This window comes from Streptomyces sp. B21-105 (assembly GCF_036898465.1).
Lineage (GTDB): Bacteria > Actinomycetota > Actinomycetes > Streptomycetales > Streptomycetaceae > Streptomyces.
In genome coordinates this window covers 8,068,438-8,083,994 of sequence record NZ_JARUMJ010000001.1, presented here as the reverse complement: position 1 = coordinate 8,083,994, position 15,557 = coordinate 8,068,438, and the positions used below count along the sequence as shown (strand labels likewise).

The window sequence follows — 15,557 nt, the reverse complement described above, 5'->3', positions numbered from 1 at the left end:
GACGCTCACTCCTTCCGCGTTCGTCTCCACCGGGTACCCGGAAAAGGGCTTCCACGTACGCGGAAAAGACTTTCGCGTACCCGGAGAGGAACTTCCGTGTACCCGGAGAGGGGCTCAGCTCTCCAGGCGTGCCACGCGCCCCTGTTCGCCCGCGGCCCAGCAGCCGAAGTCGGGCGTGCAGTCCACGGTGTCGTACGAGCCGGTGTCGAGGGTGCGCCAGGTGCGGCCCGCGTCGGTGGTCAGGTCGGCGCCGGCGGGGCCGACCGCGAGGGCGGCGGTGCGGCTGTGCGGCAGCCAGGCGACGCCGGAGCGGTAGGCGGGCGGCGGGCCTGCCGCGGGCCGCCAGGTGCGGCCGCCGTCCGTGGTCGTGGCGGCGGCCTGCGGGGAGGGCTGGTCGGGGCGGTAGTCGCCGCCCACGGCGAGGCCGTGCGCGCGGTCGCGGAAGGCGAGGGCGAAGACGCCGCGCGCGGGATCCGCGGCGGGGACGGGGACGTCGGCGGCCCGCCAGGTCATCCCGCGGTCGGAGGAATGCAGCACCCGCGCGCGTGCGGCCCCGCCGGTCGCCAGCCAGACGTCCCGGGACCCGGCCGCGACCAGGCACTGGCCGCTCGCGGCGAACCCCGCCTCGCCCTCCTGGGCGGGCGGCATCCCCGCGTCGGGCAGCACCTTCCAGGTGCGGCCGCCGTCGCCGGTCGACAGGATGCGGAACCTTCCGTCGACGGGATCGCTCACGGCGAGTCCGTGGCGGCGGTCGAAGAAGGTCATGCAGTCGTAGAACGCGCGGGGGTCGGTGTTGCGGAAGGACTCGGTCCAGGTCGTCCCGCCGTCCTCGGTGCGGTACACGCGTGAGGCGTCGCCCTCGCCGATGGCGAGCACCACGGCGCGGCGCGCGTCGAACGCCTCCACATCACGGAACTGCAGGCCCGCCGCGCCCGGCGGGGAGACGTCCCGCCAGGTCTCGCCGCCGTCGGCGGTGCGCAGGACGACGCCCTGCGTGCCGGCCACCCAGGCGGTGTCCCGGTCGACCGCCGCGAGACCGCGCAGGCGCGCGGTGACGCCGGTGTCCTTGAGCTCCCAGTGCGGCGCCGCCGGCCGTGCCGGATGGGCGTGCGCCGGCAGCGCGGTGAGCGCGGCGAGCACCGCCCCGCAGGCCGCCGCCACCACGCGGCCGCGATTGCGGGTGCGGTGGCGGTTGCGGTTGTGTTTTGTCCGTAACGTGCGTCGCGTCTTCCCCAAGCGCCTCATGGCGGGCGAAGCTAGTCCAGGCTCCCGCCGGCGTCCAGAAGGCGTCGTCCGCCCCAACCGCCTTACGGGGCACGGCAGGAGAGCTGAGTCACTCCCGTGCATGAAACGCGGTGACCGAGGTCACTCGGAAGTGGTGTGCACGGATCGGCCGGTTCCGGCGTCTCTTCCAGTGTCCGGTCCCACCCGCCCGGAGTTTCGTCCCGCCGTCACAAGGGAGCAAGGCGTTGTCCACCGTCATCGAACAGCTCGTAGAGGCCCGTCTGGTCGCCGCCGCGCCCCGGATGCCCAACATCCCCGCCACCTTGCACTACGACCGCCTGGACCCGTTCGCCGTCCGGATGACGTTCCCGGCTCCGGCCACCCTGGAGGGCGTCGAGGTCTGCTGGACGTTCTCGCGCGAGCTGCTCGCCGCGGGCCTGCACGACGCCGAGGGCCATGGCGACGTCCGGGTGCGCCCCTACGGGTACGACCGCACCGTGCTGGAGTTCCACGCGCCCGAGGGGACCGCCGTCGTGCACGTCCACTCGGCCGACATCCGCCGTTTCCTGCGGGCGGCGAGCGAGCTCGTGCCGACCGGGACGGAGCACCGTCAGCTCGACCTGGACCACGACCTGGCGGAGCTTATGCGGGACGCCTGCTGACCCGGGCGCCTGCTGGCCCGCGTAAATCCCTTTGACGGCCCTCCCCTGCCCTCCTACGGTGTGAAGCGCTTCTGTTGCCGCCGATCGGAGTAGGACGTTGCTCGTCTGAGGTCCCGAGACACCCGCGCCACACCCCTTGTCGGTGTGTGCGCCGTGTGCGACCTCGGCCTCGAGCCGTCCCGGCGGAGCAGGGCTTTCCGTGCTCTCTCCGCGCCCCCGCTCACCGCGGTGGTCGCCGCCCTCCGGTGTCTCGACACGTGTCGTCCCTGACCGCACACGCACCCACGAGGCCCACTTTGCATCAGTCCATCGCCTGTACCTCCCTCGCCTTCTCCTGGCCCGACGGCACCCCCGTCTTCGACGGCCTCGACGTCGCGTTCGGCAGCGGCCGCACCGGGCTCGTCGGCGTCAACGGCTCCGGCAAGTCCACCCTGCTGAAGCTGATCGCCGGGGAACTGACACCCGCCGACGGCGCCGTGCGCGTCGCGGGCGAGGTCGGCTACCTCCCGCAGAACGTCACCCTGGACACGGCCCTGCGCATCGACCAGGCGCTCGGCATCGCCGACCGGCGGGCCGCCCTGCACGCCATCGAGGCGGGCGACGCGGCCGAGGAGCACTTCGAGACCGTCGGCGACGACTGGGACGTCGAGGAGCGCGCCCTGGCCACCCTCGGCGAGCTCGGGCTCGGCCACGTCGACCTCGACCGCACGACCGGCGAGGTCTCCGGCGGCGAGTCGGTCCTGCTGCGGCTGGCCGCCCTGCTGCTGCGCCGGCCGGACGTCCTGCTGCTGGACGAGCCGACCAACAACCTCGACCTGTACGCCCGGCGACGGCTGTACGCGGCCGTCGCGTCCTGGCCCGGCGTGCTGGTCGTCGTCAGCCACGACCGGGAGCTGCTGGACCTCGTCGACCAGATCGCCGACCTGCGCGCCGGCGAGATCACCTGGTACGGCGGCAACTTCACCGCCTACGAGGAGGCCCTGGCCACCGAGCAGGAGGCCGCCGAGCGCATGGTGCGCGTCGCCGAGGCCGACCTGCGCAAGCAGAAGCGCGAACTGGCGGACGCCCAGGTCAAGCTCGCCCGCCGGAAGCGGTACGGGCAGAAGATGTGGGACAGCAAGCGCGAGCCGAAGATCGTCATGGGGGCGCGCAAACGCGCGGCGCAGGAGTCGGCGGGCAAGCACCGGATCATGCACGAGGAGAAGCTCGCCGAGGCCAGGGACCGGCTCGACGACGCCGTGGAGGCCGTACGCGACGACGACGAGATCCGCGTCGACCTGCCGTACACGGCCGTACCGCCGGGGCGCGAGGTCCTCACCCTCATGGACCTTCGGCTCGCTTACGGCGCGCGCGTGGAGGGCGGTTTCGATCTGCGCGGTCCCGAGCGGGTGGCGCTGGTGGGGCGCAACGGGTCCGGGAAGACGACGCTGCTGCGCACGATCGCCGGGGAGCTGGCGCCGGAGGCGGGCGAGGTGCACGCGCACGTGCCGCTGCGTTTCCTGCCGCAGCGCCTCGACGTCCTCGACGGCGACCTCACCGTCGCCGAGAACGTGGCCCGCTTCGCGCCCGGAGCGACCAACAACCGGATCCGGGCCCGGCTCGCCCGCTTCCTGTTCCGGGGCGCCCGCGCCGACCAGAAGGCGGCGACCCTGTCGGGCGGGGAGCGCTTCCGGGCGGCCCTTGCGGCCCTGATGCTGGCCGAGCCGGCGCCGCAGCTGCTGCTGCTCGACGAGCCGACCAACAACCTCGACATGGCGAGCGTGCGTCAGCTGACGACGGCGCTCGAGTCGTACGAGGGGGCGGTCATCGTGGCCGGCCACGACCTGCCGTTCCTGGAGTCGATCGGCATCACGCGCTGGCTGCTGATGGACGGCACGCTGAGGGAGACGACGGCGGAGGAGGTGGCGGACGCGGAGTAGGGCACTGCGTCGGGGGCTTCGCGTTGGCTACCTGCATCGGGCCCTTCGCGTCGGGTCCTCCGCATCGGGCCGTGCGTCGGGTCCTGCGCGTCGGGCCCTGGCGCGTGCGGGTCGCCGTCAGGTCCTGCGGGCCGGGCCCTTCGCCAGTCCTTCGCATCGGGTCCCGCCTCGACCGCGCGGGTCTCGGGAGGGCCACAGTGTTACTGAGGGGTTTTGTCCTGGTGGTCCCGCGCTGCATGATGGCTGACCGGCGCCGCGCCCGAGGCGCCGGTCGGCCACCCGATTCGGAGACCTGGACGTGCCCAGCAAGAAGGCCCTCATCCGCCGCCCCAGCCCGCTCCTCGCCGAAGGCCTGGTGACGCACCTCGAGCGGGAGAAGGTCGACGTGGAGCTCGCCCTGGAGCAGTGGGAGGCGTACGCCGACGCCCTGCGGACGCACGGCTGGGAGACCGTCGAGGTCGATCCGGCCGACGACTGCCCGGACTCCGTCTTCGTCGAGGACACGGTGGTGATGTACCGCAACGTCGCCCTGATCGCGCGCTCCGGCGCCGAGTCCCGGCGTGGCGAGACCGTCGGCGTCGAGGAGGCCGTGGCCCGCCTCGGCTGCTCGGTGAACTGGATCTGGGAGCCCGGCACGCTGGACGGCGGCGACGTGCTCAAGGTCGGGAACACGATCTACGTCGGCCGGGGCGGGCGGACCAACGCGGCCGGCGTCCAGCAGCTGCGGGCCGCTTTCGAACCGCTCGGGGCGACGGTGGTGGCGGTGCCGGTGAGCAAGGTGCTGCACCTGAAGTCGGCGGTCACCGCCCTGCCCGACGGCACGGTGATCGGCCACATCCCGCAGGTGGACCGGCCGTCGCTGTTCCCGCGCTTCCTGTCCGTGCCCGAGGAGGCCGGCGCGCACGTGGTGCTCCTCGGCGGTCCCCACCTGCTCATGGCGGCGAGCGCCCCGAAGACGGCGGACCTGCTCGCCGACCTCGGGCACGAGCCCGTCCTCGTCGACATCGGCGAGTTCGAGAAGCTCGAGGGATGTGTGACCTGCCTCTCGGTGCGACTGCGGGAGCTGTACGCCTGACCGGGTGAACCATTCACCCTTTCAGCCTCGGGACCTGCGATTCCCCGGAGGGTCTTCGGCATGCCCCGAATGGCCCGGGGAACCCGGCTGATCAGCGATGTTTACGCCCCGCTTAGTCTGAGGCTTCGTAACCTACGGGTTCGTAGCCTACGATCCCGTAAGTTCCGGCCCCGCTCGCCGGACGGTTCCGCTCCGCTTCACGTCCCCTGGAGTCTCTCGTGACGATCACCTCCCCTCACCTCGGCAATCCGGCCGTCTGGACCGACGCCAAGCTGCTGTTCGCGCTGGAGGAAGTGGTCGAGGCGGAACTCAACCGGCACCTGAAGGTCACCAAGGACTGGATGCCCCACGAGTACGTGCCGTGGAGCGACGCCCGCAACTTCCCCGGCTTCTTCGAGGACGGCGAGGCCTGGGGCAAGGAGCAGTCCAAGGTCACCGAGATCGGCCGGATCGCGCTGGTCGTGAATCTCCTCACCGAGGACAACCTGCCCAGCTACCACCACGAGATCGCCTCGCTCTTCGGCCGGGACGGCGCCTGGGGCACCTGGGTGCACCGCTGGACCGCCGAGGAAGGCCGGCACGGCATCGTGATGCGCGACTACCTCCTCGCCTCACGCGCGGTGGACCCGGACAAGCTGGAACAGTTCCGGATGGCCCACATGGGCGAGGGCTTCGAGTCGGACAACCGGCACTCGATGCTGCACTCGGTCGCGTACGTGTCCTTCCAGGAGCTGGCGACCCGTGTCTCGCACCGCAACACCGGCCACCAGTCCGGCGACCCGGTCTGCGACCGCATGCTGGCGCGCATCGCGACCGACGAGAACCTGCACATGGTCTTCTACCGCAACCTGCTGAAGGCCGCCTTCGAGCTCGCCCCCGACCTCACCATGCAGGCCGTGCGCGACGTCATCGTGAACTTCCGCATGCCCGGCCACGGCATGCCCGGCTTCGAGCGGGCGGCCGCGCAGATGGCGATCGGCGAGATCTACAACCTGCGCATCCACCACGACGACGTCATCCAGCCCGTGCTGCGCTTCCTGAAGGTCATGGAGATCGACGGCCTCGGCCCCGAGGGGCGGCAGGCGCAGGAGGAGCTCGGCCTGTACATGGGCGGCCTGGACGCCGAGGCCCTGAAGTTCGACGAGAAGCTGGCCGCGCGCAAGGCCCGCATGGCGGCCCGCGCCGCGGGCTGACGAACGACGAACGGCCCGCACCCGGGAAGGACTTCACGGGTGCGGGCCGTTCGTCCGCTCACCGGTCAGTCCCGGTGGTCCTTGCGGACCCCGCTCACCAGTCCGCCTCCTGGTAGTCCTTGAGGAACACGCCCGATACCGGGTCCCCTGCCTCGCCGCGCACGATCGGGTCGTACACGCGTGCGGCGCCGTCCACGACGTCCAGCGGGGTACGGAATCCCGCGCTCGCCATCCGGGCCTTCTTCGGCGCCGGGTTCTCGTCCGTGATCCAGCCGGTGTCGACGGCGCACATGTGCACGCCCTGTTCGGCGAGCGCGGCTGCGCTGGTGCGGGTGAGCATGTTCAGGGCGGCCTTGGCCATGTTGGTGTGCGGATGCCCGGGCATCTTGTTGCGCACCGCGAACCGGCCCTCGACCGCGGTCACGTTGATCACGTACCGGCGTGGATGCGGGGACGCCAGCAGCAGCGGCAGCAGCCGGTCGCACAGCAGTGCGGGGGCGAGCGCGTTGACCAGCTGGGTCTCCAGGACCTCGGCCGGGTCGAGCGCGCCGAGCCGGGCCGACCAGGAGTTCTCCGGGGAGGGGTCGGGGAGCAGTCCGGCCTCGTCGGCCTCGCGCAGCACGGCCGGGAGCGCCGGCACCGTGCCGCCGAGCCCTTCCAGCATCCCCATCGGTGTGAAACCGGGCGCCCGTCGGGCGCCGTCGGGCAGCGCGTCCCGCTCCCCGGCGGCCAGCAGGGCGTACGACTCGGGCGGGCGCCGCACGGTCTGCGCCGCGTTGTTGACGAGGATGTCGAACGGCTTGCCCTCCTCGCGCAGTTCGTCGCACAGACCCAGCACCTGGCGGGGGTCGCGCAGGTCGACGGCGAGGACCGTGAGCCGGTGCAGCCACCGCTCGCTGCCCGGCTCGGCCCGGAAACGGCGGACGGCGTCGTGCGGGAACCGGGAGGTGACGACGACCTCCGCGCCGTCCCGCAGCATCATCAGCGCCAACTGGAAACCGATCTTGACCCTGCCGCCGGTCAGCAGCACCCGGCGCCCCGTCAGATCGGTGCTCAGAGCGCGGCGGGCGGCGTTGTCGGCGGCGCAGACGGGACAGAGGCGGTGGTAGAACCCGTCGGCCTGCCGGTAGCGCGACTTACAGACGTAGCAGGGCCGCGACCGGTGGTAGACGCCGCCTCCGCCGCCGTTCACGAGGGGCGCGTCCTCGCGCCGGTCCAGTGCGCCGGTGGCGGTGGCGGCCGTCGTCGCCGCGTCGGCGGCCGTCGCCTCGGCGCCCCGGGTGCGACGCCTGCGCCGCCATCCGTCGCGCGCGAACGACGTGGCCACCCGCTCGGCGTGCAGCCGTACGGGATCGTCGACGGGCAGGGCCCGCAACTTGCCCACGACCTCGTGGAAGGCGGCCAGCTCCGTCTCGCTGACCTGCGAGGTCTTTGCCGCCCCCGTGTCCTTCTCGCGCATCCGCCTCTGCCCCCGGCCCCGCCCCTGTGCTCCGTACCGTGGCCCCGACCGGATGGGGCCGACGTCACCGCCCTGAGGGGTGTCGAGTCGGCTCTGCTCCAAGGGGACCGCGCACGCGTTCGGGCGGCCGGATGCGAACCGGCGTGATCGCCTGTGCAGGGCGGTGTGCCTGCCTTTGCGCCACGCCCGAACACGCCCCCGGATCTTAACCGCACCCCCGCGACGCGGTCGTTCGAATTCGGGGACGGCGACGGCGACGGGGACGGGGACGGCCCCAGGGCGCTCCGTCGCCTCGGCACGGTCAGTCGGCCGTAGCCCCGGCACGGGTCAGTCGGCCGTGCGCCTGATCTGCAGTCGCTCCTTCTCGGAGAGGCCGCCCCAGACGCCGAAGCGCTCGTCGTGGGCCAGGGCGTACTCCAGGCAGGCGGGACGCATCTCGCACATGCCGCAGATGCGCTTGGCCTCGCGCACCGAACTGCCGGGTTCGGGGAAGAAGAAGTCCGCCCCCGTCTGCGCGCACAGCGCCTCCCGCTGCCAGGAGAGGTCGGGCGTGGGAATCGTGTCGGTGTACATGGCCAGAACAGTGCCCGGCGGCGCAAAACGTTCGATCAACGCCGGGTATACGCGCGGCGCGACGAGCCCCGTGACCGCCCTGCCGTCCCCCTGACGTCCCCTGACGTCGCCTGACGTCGCCTGACGTCGCCTCGCCGGTCCTGCGCCTGCCGGGGCGGTCGGTGCTCGGGCAGCGATTGTCAGTGGGCGGTGCCAGACTCGGCAGTGCACAGGACGGGACTCCTTCGAGGAGGGCGATGATGCTCACCACCCGTTTCGTCGACGGCGCGCCGAACTGGGTCGACGTCGGCACGCCCGACATCGACGGCGCGACCTCCTTCTACGAGGCGCTCTTCGGTTGGCGGTTCCGGTCGGCGGGACCCGACGCCGGCGGCTACGGCTTCTTCCAGCTGGACGGCAGAACCGTGGCGGGCGGCATGCAGACCACCCCCGAACAGGGGCCGCCGTCCTGGACGGTCTACTTCCGGACGACCGACGCGTCGGCCACCGCCAAGACCGCCGAGCAGGCTCACGGCAGAGTGCTCCTCCCTCCGATGGACGTACTGGGCCAGGGCACGATGGCGGTCCTCGCCGACCAGGCGGGCGTCACGTTCGGCCTCTGGGAGCCGGCCCTGACCAAGGGTGTGGACGTGGCGGACGAACCCGGCTCGCTGTGCTGGGTCGAGCTGTACACCCCGGACATCGCCGCGGCGGCGGCCTTCTACCACTCCGCGCTGGGCCTGGAGACCTCGGCCGCGCCCTTCCCCGGCGGCACGTACACCTGCGTCAACCCGGCCGACGGCGGGGAGGAGGCGATGTTCGGCGGGATCGTCCCGCTGGCCGACGATCCCTCCGAGGCCGGGTCGGATCCGTACTGGCTGCCGTACTTCGAGGTCACCGACGTGGACGCGGTCGTCGCGGAGGCCACGGGCCGGGGCGGCAGCGTGCGGATGCCCGCCACCGACGTGGAGGCCGTCGGCCGCATCGCCAAACTCGCCGACCCGTACGGGGCACGCTTCGCGGTGATCAGGAGCGTCCCGCAGGAGAGGTGACCGGCGGCCCGGCCTCAGCCTCCCGGTGCCCTGCCCGGCTCGGCCCCGCCCGGCGCGCGGGTGTCGGGCCGTCGCCGCCGCGTGCTGACCTACGCCGACGCGCGGCGCACCAGGGTGGTCGGCAGCACCACCGGGGCATCGGGGCCGTCCGCACCGCCCGGAACCGCGTCGGCGGTGCGCCTCTCCAGGCGGCGCAGCAGGAGGCGGGCCATGATCCGGCCCATCTCCTCGATGTCCTGGCGGACGGTCGTCAGCGGCGGGTCGGTCTGCTCGGCGACGGTCAGCATGTCGTCGAAGCCGACCACGGCCACGTCCTCGGGCACGCGCCTGCCCCGCTCCCGCAGCACGCGCAGGGCGCCCGCGGCGGTGAGGTCGTTGGCGGCGAACACGGCGTCGACGTCGGGGCGGCGTTCGAGGAGTGCGCGCATGGCGCGTTCGCCGCCGCCGGGGGTGAAGTCGCTCTCGACGACCAGACCGGGGTCGGCGTCGCCCATGACCTCCCGGTATCCGTCGAGCCGGTCCGCCGCGGAGGTCTGGTCGAGCGGGCCGGTGATGTGCGCGATGCGGGTGCGGCCGAGACCGGCCAGCAGGCGTACGGCGTCGCGGGCGCCGCCGCGGTTGTCGCTGTCCACGTAGACGACGTCACGGGTGCCGTCGCTCCAGCCGGGCCGCCCGCCGAACACGGTGGGGACCCCCGCGCCCTGGATCAGGCCCGGCAGCGGGTCGTCGAGGTGCAGGGAGAAGACGAGAGCCCCGTCGACATGGCCGCCGGCGAGGTAGCGGGCCACGCGCGCGTGGTCGTCGCGGCCCTCGGTGAGCAGCAGCACGAGCTGGTTGTCGTGGGCGGTCAGCTCCTTGCTGATGCCTCGGAGCTGGAGCGCGAAGAAGGGGTCGGCGAAGACCCTGGTCTCCGGCTCGGCGATGACGACGGCCACGGCGTCGTGTCGTTTCGTCACGAGGCTGCGCGCGGCCTGGTTGGGCACGTAGCCGAGCTCCTCCACGGCCTGCCGCACCCGTTCGACGAGCGGTTCGCGGACGCCGTCCCCGCCGTTGACGACTCTCGACACGGTCGCCCGGGAGACCCCGGCCCGCTCGGCCACGGCCTCCAGCGTGGGACGGGACGCTGTCTCGGTCACTTCGGGGCTCCTCCTGGCCGGCTGCGGATCAGGATAGCCCCGGACCACGAACCGGCCGGGGGCGCATGAGAGCGCTCTCTCCGGGACGCTCTCGCCTCGCTCGTCGATCTCCGCCGCTCTCGCCGCGCTCGGCGCACCGGTGGTACCGCGCCGCGTCGCCCGGCGGTACCGCAGCACGCCGGAGGTGGCCTCTGCACGGAGGCGTCCCGGTCAGGGGGCGGTCGTGTCCGACGGGGGCCCTCCCGCTTCGGGCACTCCCTTCTTCGCCCTGCTGGGCTGCACCCGCTTCGGTTCGCCCGGCATCTTCGGGTACTCCGGCGGATACGGCAGGTCGCCGAGACCGTGGTCGTGCTCGTCGCGCCGGGCCAGGTCGAGGAGGGCGTCGAGGGAGAAGGCGTGGTCGTCCATGTCGGCGTGGACGTCGCCGAGTTCGGCGTAGCGGGCGGGCATGCTCGCGATGTCGAAGTCGCGGGGGTGCGCCTCGCCCACCTCCTCCCAGCGCAGCGGCGCCGAGACGGGAGCGTGCGGGCGCGGGCGCACGGAGTAGGCGGAGGCGATGGTGCGGTCGCGGGCGGTCTGGTTGTAGTCGACGAAGATGCGTTCGCCGCGTTCCTCCTTCCACCAGCGGATCGTCACCTGGTCCGGCATCCGCCGCTCCATCTCCCGGCCCACGGCGATGGCGGCGCGCCGGACCTGGGTGAAGGTCCAGCGCGGCTCGATCGGCACGAAGACGTGCAGACCGCGCCCGCCGGAGGTCTTGGGCCAGCCGCGCAGACCCCCGAACTCGTCCAGCACGGCCCGCAGTTCGTGGGCGGCGCGGACGGCGTCGTCGTAGTCGGTGCCGGGCTGCGGGTCGAGGTCGATGCGCAGTTCGTCGGGGCTGTCCACGTCGGTGCGGCGCACCGGCCACGGGTGGAAGGTGAGGGTGCCGTACTGGGCGGCCCACAGGACGGCCGCCTCCTCCGTCGGGCACATCTCGTCGGCGCTGCGTCCGCTGGGGAAGGTGATGTGCGCGGTCGGGATCCAGTCGGGCATGTTCTTGGGCGCCCGCTTCTGGAAGAAGGACTCCCCGGTCACTCCGTCGGGGTAGCGCTCCAGGGTGGTGGGGCGGTCACGCAGGGCACGCAGGATGCCCGGGGCGACCGCCTGGTAGTAGCGGGCGAGGTCGAGCTTGGTGAAGCCGCGTTCCGGGAAGAACACCTTGTCCGGGCTGGACAGGCGTACCGTCCGGCCGGCTGCTTCCAGTTCCACCGCATCGCCCATGCGAGCCACGGTAGACACACCCCTGGCGCCTCGCATGCGCGCACACCCCGGGTGACTCGCGTACGCGCACCCCCGCCGGCTCGCGTGTGCGCACCCCGGGTGACTCGCATACGCGCACCCCGGGTGGCCCGAGTGTGCCGGCGGCGGGCCCGTCCGCCGGGCGGCCGGGTCGATCGGCGCGCAGAATCGCACCATGGATCTGCCCGTGATGCCTCCCGTGAAGCCGATGCTCGCCAAGTCGGTGGCGGCGATCCCGCCGGGCATGCAGTACGAGGCGAAGTGGGACGGTTTCCGCGCGATCGTCTTCCGGGACGGGGACGAGATCGAACTGGGCAGCCGCACCGGGAAACCCCTGACCAGGTATTTCCCCGAGCTGGTGGAAGCGTTGCGGGAACGCGTTCCCGAGCGGTGCGTGCTGGACGGCGAGATCGTGATCGTCCGGGAGGGACACCTCGACTTCGACGCGCTGACGGAGCGCATCCACCCGGCGGACTCCCGGGTGCGCACGCTCGCCGAGCGGACGCCGGCGTCCTTCGTCGCCTTCGACCTGCTGGCGCTGGCCGACGAGGCGGTCCTCGACGTGCCGCAGGTCGACCGGCGGGAACTGCTGACCGGGGCGCTGGCCGAAGTGACGGCGCCGGTGCACGTGGCGCCGGCGACGACCGACGTCGAGGTGGCCCGGCGGTGGTTCGAGGAGTACGAGGGCGCGGGACTCGACGGGGTGATCGCCAAGCCGCCGCAACTGCGCTATGTGCAGAACGAGCGCGTGATGTTCAAGGTCAAGCACGAGCGCACCGCGGACGTCGTGGTCGCCGGATACCGCTTCCACAAGAGCGGGCCCGTGGTGGGCTCGCTGCTGCTGGGCCTGTACGACGACGCGGGCGTCCTCCAGCACGTGGGGGTCTGTGCGGCCTTCACCATGAAGCGCCGGGCGGAACTGGTCGAGGAGCTGGAGCCGCTGCGGATGCCGGAGGCGGCGGGGCATCCGTGGGCGGCCTGGTCGGACGAGACGGCCCACGAGAGCGCCCGGCTGCCCGGGGCGCCGAGCCGCTGGTCGGGCAAGAAGGACCTGTCCTGGGTGCCGCTGCGACCCGAGCGAGTGGTCGAGGTGGCGTACGACCACATGGAGAACGGGGCCCGGTTCCGGCACACGGCGCGCTTCCGCCGCTGGCGCGCGGACCGCACCCCGGAGAGCTGCACGTACGCGCAACTGGAGGAACCGGTGCGCTACGACCTTGCGAAAATTCTCGGGACGCCGCCGCGCACCTGACCCACCAGCCGGCCGCGCCGCCCGCGCGCCCGGCCGCCGGCCTACCGTCTACGGCGTCATCAGGACCTTCACCGCGCCGTCCTGCTTGCGCTGGAACATCTCGTACGCATGCGGGGCGTCCGCCAGCGGCAACCGGTGGGTGGCGAAGTCGTCGACGCCGAGCGGGTCGTCGTCGGTGAGATGGGGCAGGATTCGGTCGGTCCAGCGGCGCACGTTCGCCTGGCCCATGCGGATCTGCAACTGCTTGTCGAACATGGTGAGCATGGGCAGCGGATCCGCCATGCCGCCGTAGACGCCGACCAGGGACAGCGTGCCGCCGCGGCGCACCAGTTCGATGGCAGTGTGCAGTGCGGCGAGCCGGTCGACGCTGAAACGTTCCGCAAGCGGGCCGCTCAGTTTCCGCGGCAGGAGGGCGGAGGCGTTCTGGACCATCCGGGCGGCCGCGCTGCCGTGCGCCTCGGTGCCGACGGCGTCGATCACCGCGTCCGGGCCTCGGCCGTCGGTCTCGTCACGGATGGCGGCGACGAGTTCCTTCTCGCTGTCGAAGCTGCGCAGGTCGAACGTCTCCACGCCCCGCGCGCGGGCCCGGCGCAGCCGGTCGCCGACCAGGTCGACGCCGAAGACCCGGCCCGCGCCACGCACCTGGGCCACCCGGCAGGCCATGTCGCCGATGGGCCCGAGCCCGAGCACGGCGACGCTGCCGCCCTCCGGCACGTCCGCGTACTCGACCGCCTGCCAGGCGGTGGGCAGGACGTCGGAGAGGTAGACGAAGCGGTCGTCGGGCGGGCCCTCGGGCACCTTGATGGGGCCGAACTGGGCCTGGGGCACACGCAGGTACTCGGCCTGGGCGCCCGGCACCGCGCCGTACAGGCGGGTGTAGCCGAACAGGGCGGCGCCCATGCCCTCGCCGGTGACCTGGGTGGTCTCGCACTGGGTGGGCAGGGAGTTCAGACACATCCAGCAGTTGCCGCAGGCGATCTGGAAGGGCACCACGACCCGGTCGCCGACCTTCAGGTCGGGCACGGCCGCGCCGACCTCCTCGACGATCCCCATGGGCTCGTGGCCCAGGATGTCGCCCGGGGTCATGAACGGGGTGAGCACCTCGTACAGGTGCAGGTCGGAGCCGCACAGCCCGCTGGACGTGATGCGGATGACGGCGTCCGTCGGTTCCTGGATGGTCGGGTCGGGGACGGTGTCCACCCGCACGTCCCGCTTGCCCTGCCAGGTCACAGCCTTCATCGTGCCGCACTCCCTCCGCCGGCCGGTCCGTCCCGGCGGGTCCGGGGGTCCCGGGTCCTGGCTGCCGCCCGGGTACCCGTGCCGCGGCCCCCGAACCGCGGCGAGGCCCGCTCGCGGTCACGGATGGCCGCCGTCGCCCGGCGAGCGCACAATCGAGACACCGAACGGGGTGCACACGATGAGTGCGAGAGATCCGAGTCGTCCGGCACGCTCCAGACATCAGAAACGCTGCAGACGTCCGAAACGCTGCAGACGTCCGGCGCGCACGGTGAACGCGGTGCGCGGGGCGGACGCGGTGAAGGCGGAGCCCGGGGCGGACGCGGTGAAGGCGGAGCCCGGGGCGGACGCGGTGAAGGCGGAGCCCGGGGCGGACGCGGTGAAGGCGGAGCCCGGGGCGGACGCCGTGCCCGGGGCGGCCGCCGTGCCCGGAGCGACCGCCGTGAAGGCAGGACGCTCCCCGGCCGCCGCGGCGCTGCTGGCCTCGGCGCTGGCCGCCGTGTTGGCGGTCTCGCTCACGGCGGGCTGCACGACGTCCCGGGAACCCTCGGGGGACGACGGCCGCAGCGCGTCGCAGAAGGCGAGCCCCGGCGGTGACCGTCCGAGCGCGGTCGGTGCCCCGGTGCTCGCCGTGAAGATCGACAACGCGCCGGCCGCACGACCGCAGACCGGACTCGACGCCGCGGACGTCGTGTACGTGGAGCAGGTCGAGGGCGGGCTGAGCCGGCTGATGGCCGTATACGCGACGCGTCTGCCGAAAGCGGTCGGTCCGGTGCGCAGCGCCCGCGAGTCCGATCTGGAGCTGTTGCGCCAGTTCCACCAGCCGGTGCTGGCGTTCTCCGGGGCGCAGGGCAGGCTGCTGCCGCTGATCGACAGGGCGCCGCTGGACGCCGTCACGCCCTCCGACGCGTCCGGCGCCTACTTCCGCGGCGCGGACCGGGCGGCGCCGCACAACCTGTTTCTGCGCCCGAGCGGCCTGCTGCCCTCCGCTCCGGGCGCCGCCGCGCTGACCACGGGGTTCCGGTACGGGCCGGCCCCTTCGGACGGCGGCACGGCGACGGCCTCTCGCACCGTGCGCTACCCGGCGGCCCGCTTCACGTTCACCTGGTCCGCGAGCAGGGCGGGCTGGCTGGTCTCGACCGACGGCGCGGCGACCGGGACGAGCGACGGGCAGGAGCCCCTCGCGCCGGCCACGGTGGTCGTGCAGTACGTGCAGGTGCGCGCGTCGCGTTTCCATGACTTCCTGGGCAACAACACGCCGTACACCGAGACGGTGGGGTCGGGGAAAGCGCAGGTGCTGCGGGACGGACGTGCCTACGACGTGAACTGGAAGCGTGACACGGCGACGGAGGGCACCGACTTCACCACCGCGGACGGCACTCCGGTCGGCTTCGCCCGCGGCCAGGTATGGGTGGTCTTCGCGAACGCGTCCTCGCTCTCGACCTCGTCGTCCTCGACCACATCCTCCTCGTCGTCCTCGGCCTCGGCCTCGCAAGCGCCGTGACCGGCCGGCGGG

At 72.8% G+C, this 15,557-nt stretch carries 13 protein-coding genes and 1 tRNA gene; 7 read left to right on the top strand and 7 right to left on the bottom strand.

The window, feature by feature from the left end:
* Positions 1-114: 114 nt before the first annotated feature.
* Positions 115-1,164 carry a WD40/YVTN/BNR-like repeat-containing protein gene (locus QA802_RS36190; protein WP_334535101.1) on the bottom strand — a complete coding sequence of 350 codons (1,050 nt, stop codon included), beginning with the start codon at positions 1,162-1,164 and terminating at the stop codon, positions 115-117.
* A 305-nt stretch (positions 1,165-1,469) separates the two neighbouring features.
* Between QA802_RS36190 and ssgD the strand changes: the two genes are divergently transcribed.
* The 4 genes from ssgD to QA802_RS36170 all read left to right on the top strand — a co-directional run bounded on the left by ssgD (position 1,470) and on the right by QA802_RS36170 (position 6,073).
* Positions 1,470-1,886: a spore wall synthesis regulator SsgD gene (ssgD, locus tag QA802_RS36185; RefSeq protein WP_319171671.1), complete on the top strand. Its 417-nt coding sequence runs from the start codon at positions 1,470-1,472 to the stop codon at positions 1,884-1,886.
* Between the two features lie 296 nt (positions 1,887-2,182).
* Positions 2,183-3,805 (top strand): ABC-F family ATP-binding cassette domain-containing protein, encoded by a 1,623-nt coding sequence (locus QA802_RS36180; protein ID WP_334531876.1) that lies wholly within the window; start codon positions 2,183-2,185, stop codon positions 3,803-3,805.
* A gap of 298 nt (positions 3,806-4,103) precedes the next feature.
* Positions 4,104-4,880 carry a dimethylargininase gene (gene ddaH, locus QA802_RS36175; protein ID WP_334531873.1) on the top strand — a complete coding sequence of 259 codons (777 nt, stop codon included), beginning with the start codon at positions 4,104-4,106 and terminating at the stop codon, positions 4,878-4,880.
* Positions 4,881-5,098: 218 nt separating this feature from the next.
* On the top strand, positions 5,099-6,073 hold the full coding sequence (locus QA802_RS36170; protein ID WP_334531870.1) for an acyl-ACP desaturase: 975 nt from the start codon (positions 5,099-5,101) through the stop codon (positions 6,071-6,073).
* A gap of 94 nt (positions 6,074-6,167) precedes the next feature.
* On the opposite strand, the gene QA802_RS36165 is transcribed toward QA802_RS36170, so the two are convergent.
* The 3 genes from QA802_RS36165 to QA802_RS36155 all read right to left on the bottom strand — a co-directional run bounded on the left by QA802_RS36165 (position 6,168) and on the right by QA802_RS36155 (position 8,105).
* On the bottom strand, positions 6,168-7,532 hold the full coding sequence (locus tag QA802_RS36165; protein WP_334531867.1) for an SDR family oxidoreductase: 1,365 nt from the start codon (positions 7,530-7,532) through the stop codon (positions 6,168-6,170).
* A gap of 118 nt (positions 7,533-7,650) precedes the next feature.
* Positions 7,651-7,722 (bottom strand) — tRNA-Cys (locus tag QA802_RS36160).
* 137 nt (positions 7,723-7,859) lie between these two features.
* Entirely contained in the window at positions 7,860-8,105 is a 246-nt protein-coding gene (locus QA802_RS36155; RefSeq protein ID WP_319171666.1) for a WhiB family transcriptional regulator, read from the bottom strand.
* A gap of 239 nt (positions 8,106-8,344) precedes the next feature.
* Between QA802_RS36155 and QA802_RS36150 the strand changes: the two genes are divergently transcribed.
* Positions 8,345-9,136 (top strand): VOC family protein, encoded by a 792-nt coding sequence (locus tag QA802_RS36150; protein WP_334535099.1) that lies wholly within the window; start codon positions 8,345-8,347, stop codon positions 9,134-9,136.
* An 89-nt stretch (positions 9,137-9,225) separates the two neighbouring features.
* Here QA802_RS36150 and QA802_RS36145 read toward each other — a convergent pair whose 3' ends face one another.
* Together QA802_RS36145 and ligD are read right to left on the bottom strand one after the other, a co-directional pair.
* Positions 9,226-10,272, bottom strand: coding sequence for a LacI family DNA-binding transcriptional regulator (locus QA802_RS36145; RefSeq protein WP_334531863.1), 1,047 nt, complete (start codon positions 10,270-10,272; stop codon positions 9,226-9,228).
* A gap of 210 nt (positions 10,273-10,482) precedes the next feature.
* Positions 10,483-11,535 (bottom strand): non-homologous end-joining DNA ligase, encoded by a 1,053-nt coding sequence (gene ligD / locus QA802_RS36140; RefSeq protein ID WP_334531860.1) that lies wholly within the window; start codon positions 11,533-11,535, stop codon positions 10,483-10,485.
* A 193-nt stretch (positions 11,536-11,728) separates the two neighbouring features.
* Between ligD and QA802_RS36135 the strand changes: the two genes are divergently transcribed.
* Complete coding sequence (locus tag QA802_RS36135; RefSeq protein WP_334531858.1) at positions 11,729-12,805, top strand: ATP-dependent DNA ligase; 1,077 nt, start codon at positions 11,729-11,731, stop codon at positions 12,803-12,805.
* A gap of 48 nt (positions 12,806-12,853) precedes the next feature.
* On the opposite strand, the gene QA802_RS36130 is transcribed toward QA802_RS36135, so the two are convergent.
* Entirely contained in the window at positions 12,854-14,044 is a 1,191-nt protein-coding gene (locus tag QA802_RS36130) for a zinc-dependent alcohol dehydrogenase (protein WP_334531855.1), read from the bottom strand.
* A 439-nt stretch (positions 14,045-14,483) separates the two neighbouring features.
* On the opposite strand from QA802_RS36130, the gene QA802_RS36125 reads away from it, so the two are divergent.
* Positions 14,484-15,545: a DUF3048 domain-containing protein gene (locus QA802_RS36125; protein WP_334535097.1), complete on the top strand. Its 1,062-nt coding sequence runs from the start codon at positions 14,484-14,486 to the stop codon at positions 15,543-15,545.
* The last annotated feature ends 12 nt before the right edge of the window (positions 15,546-15,557 follow it).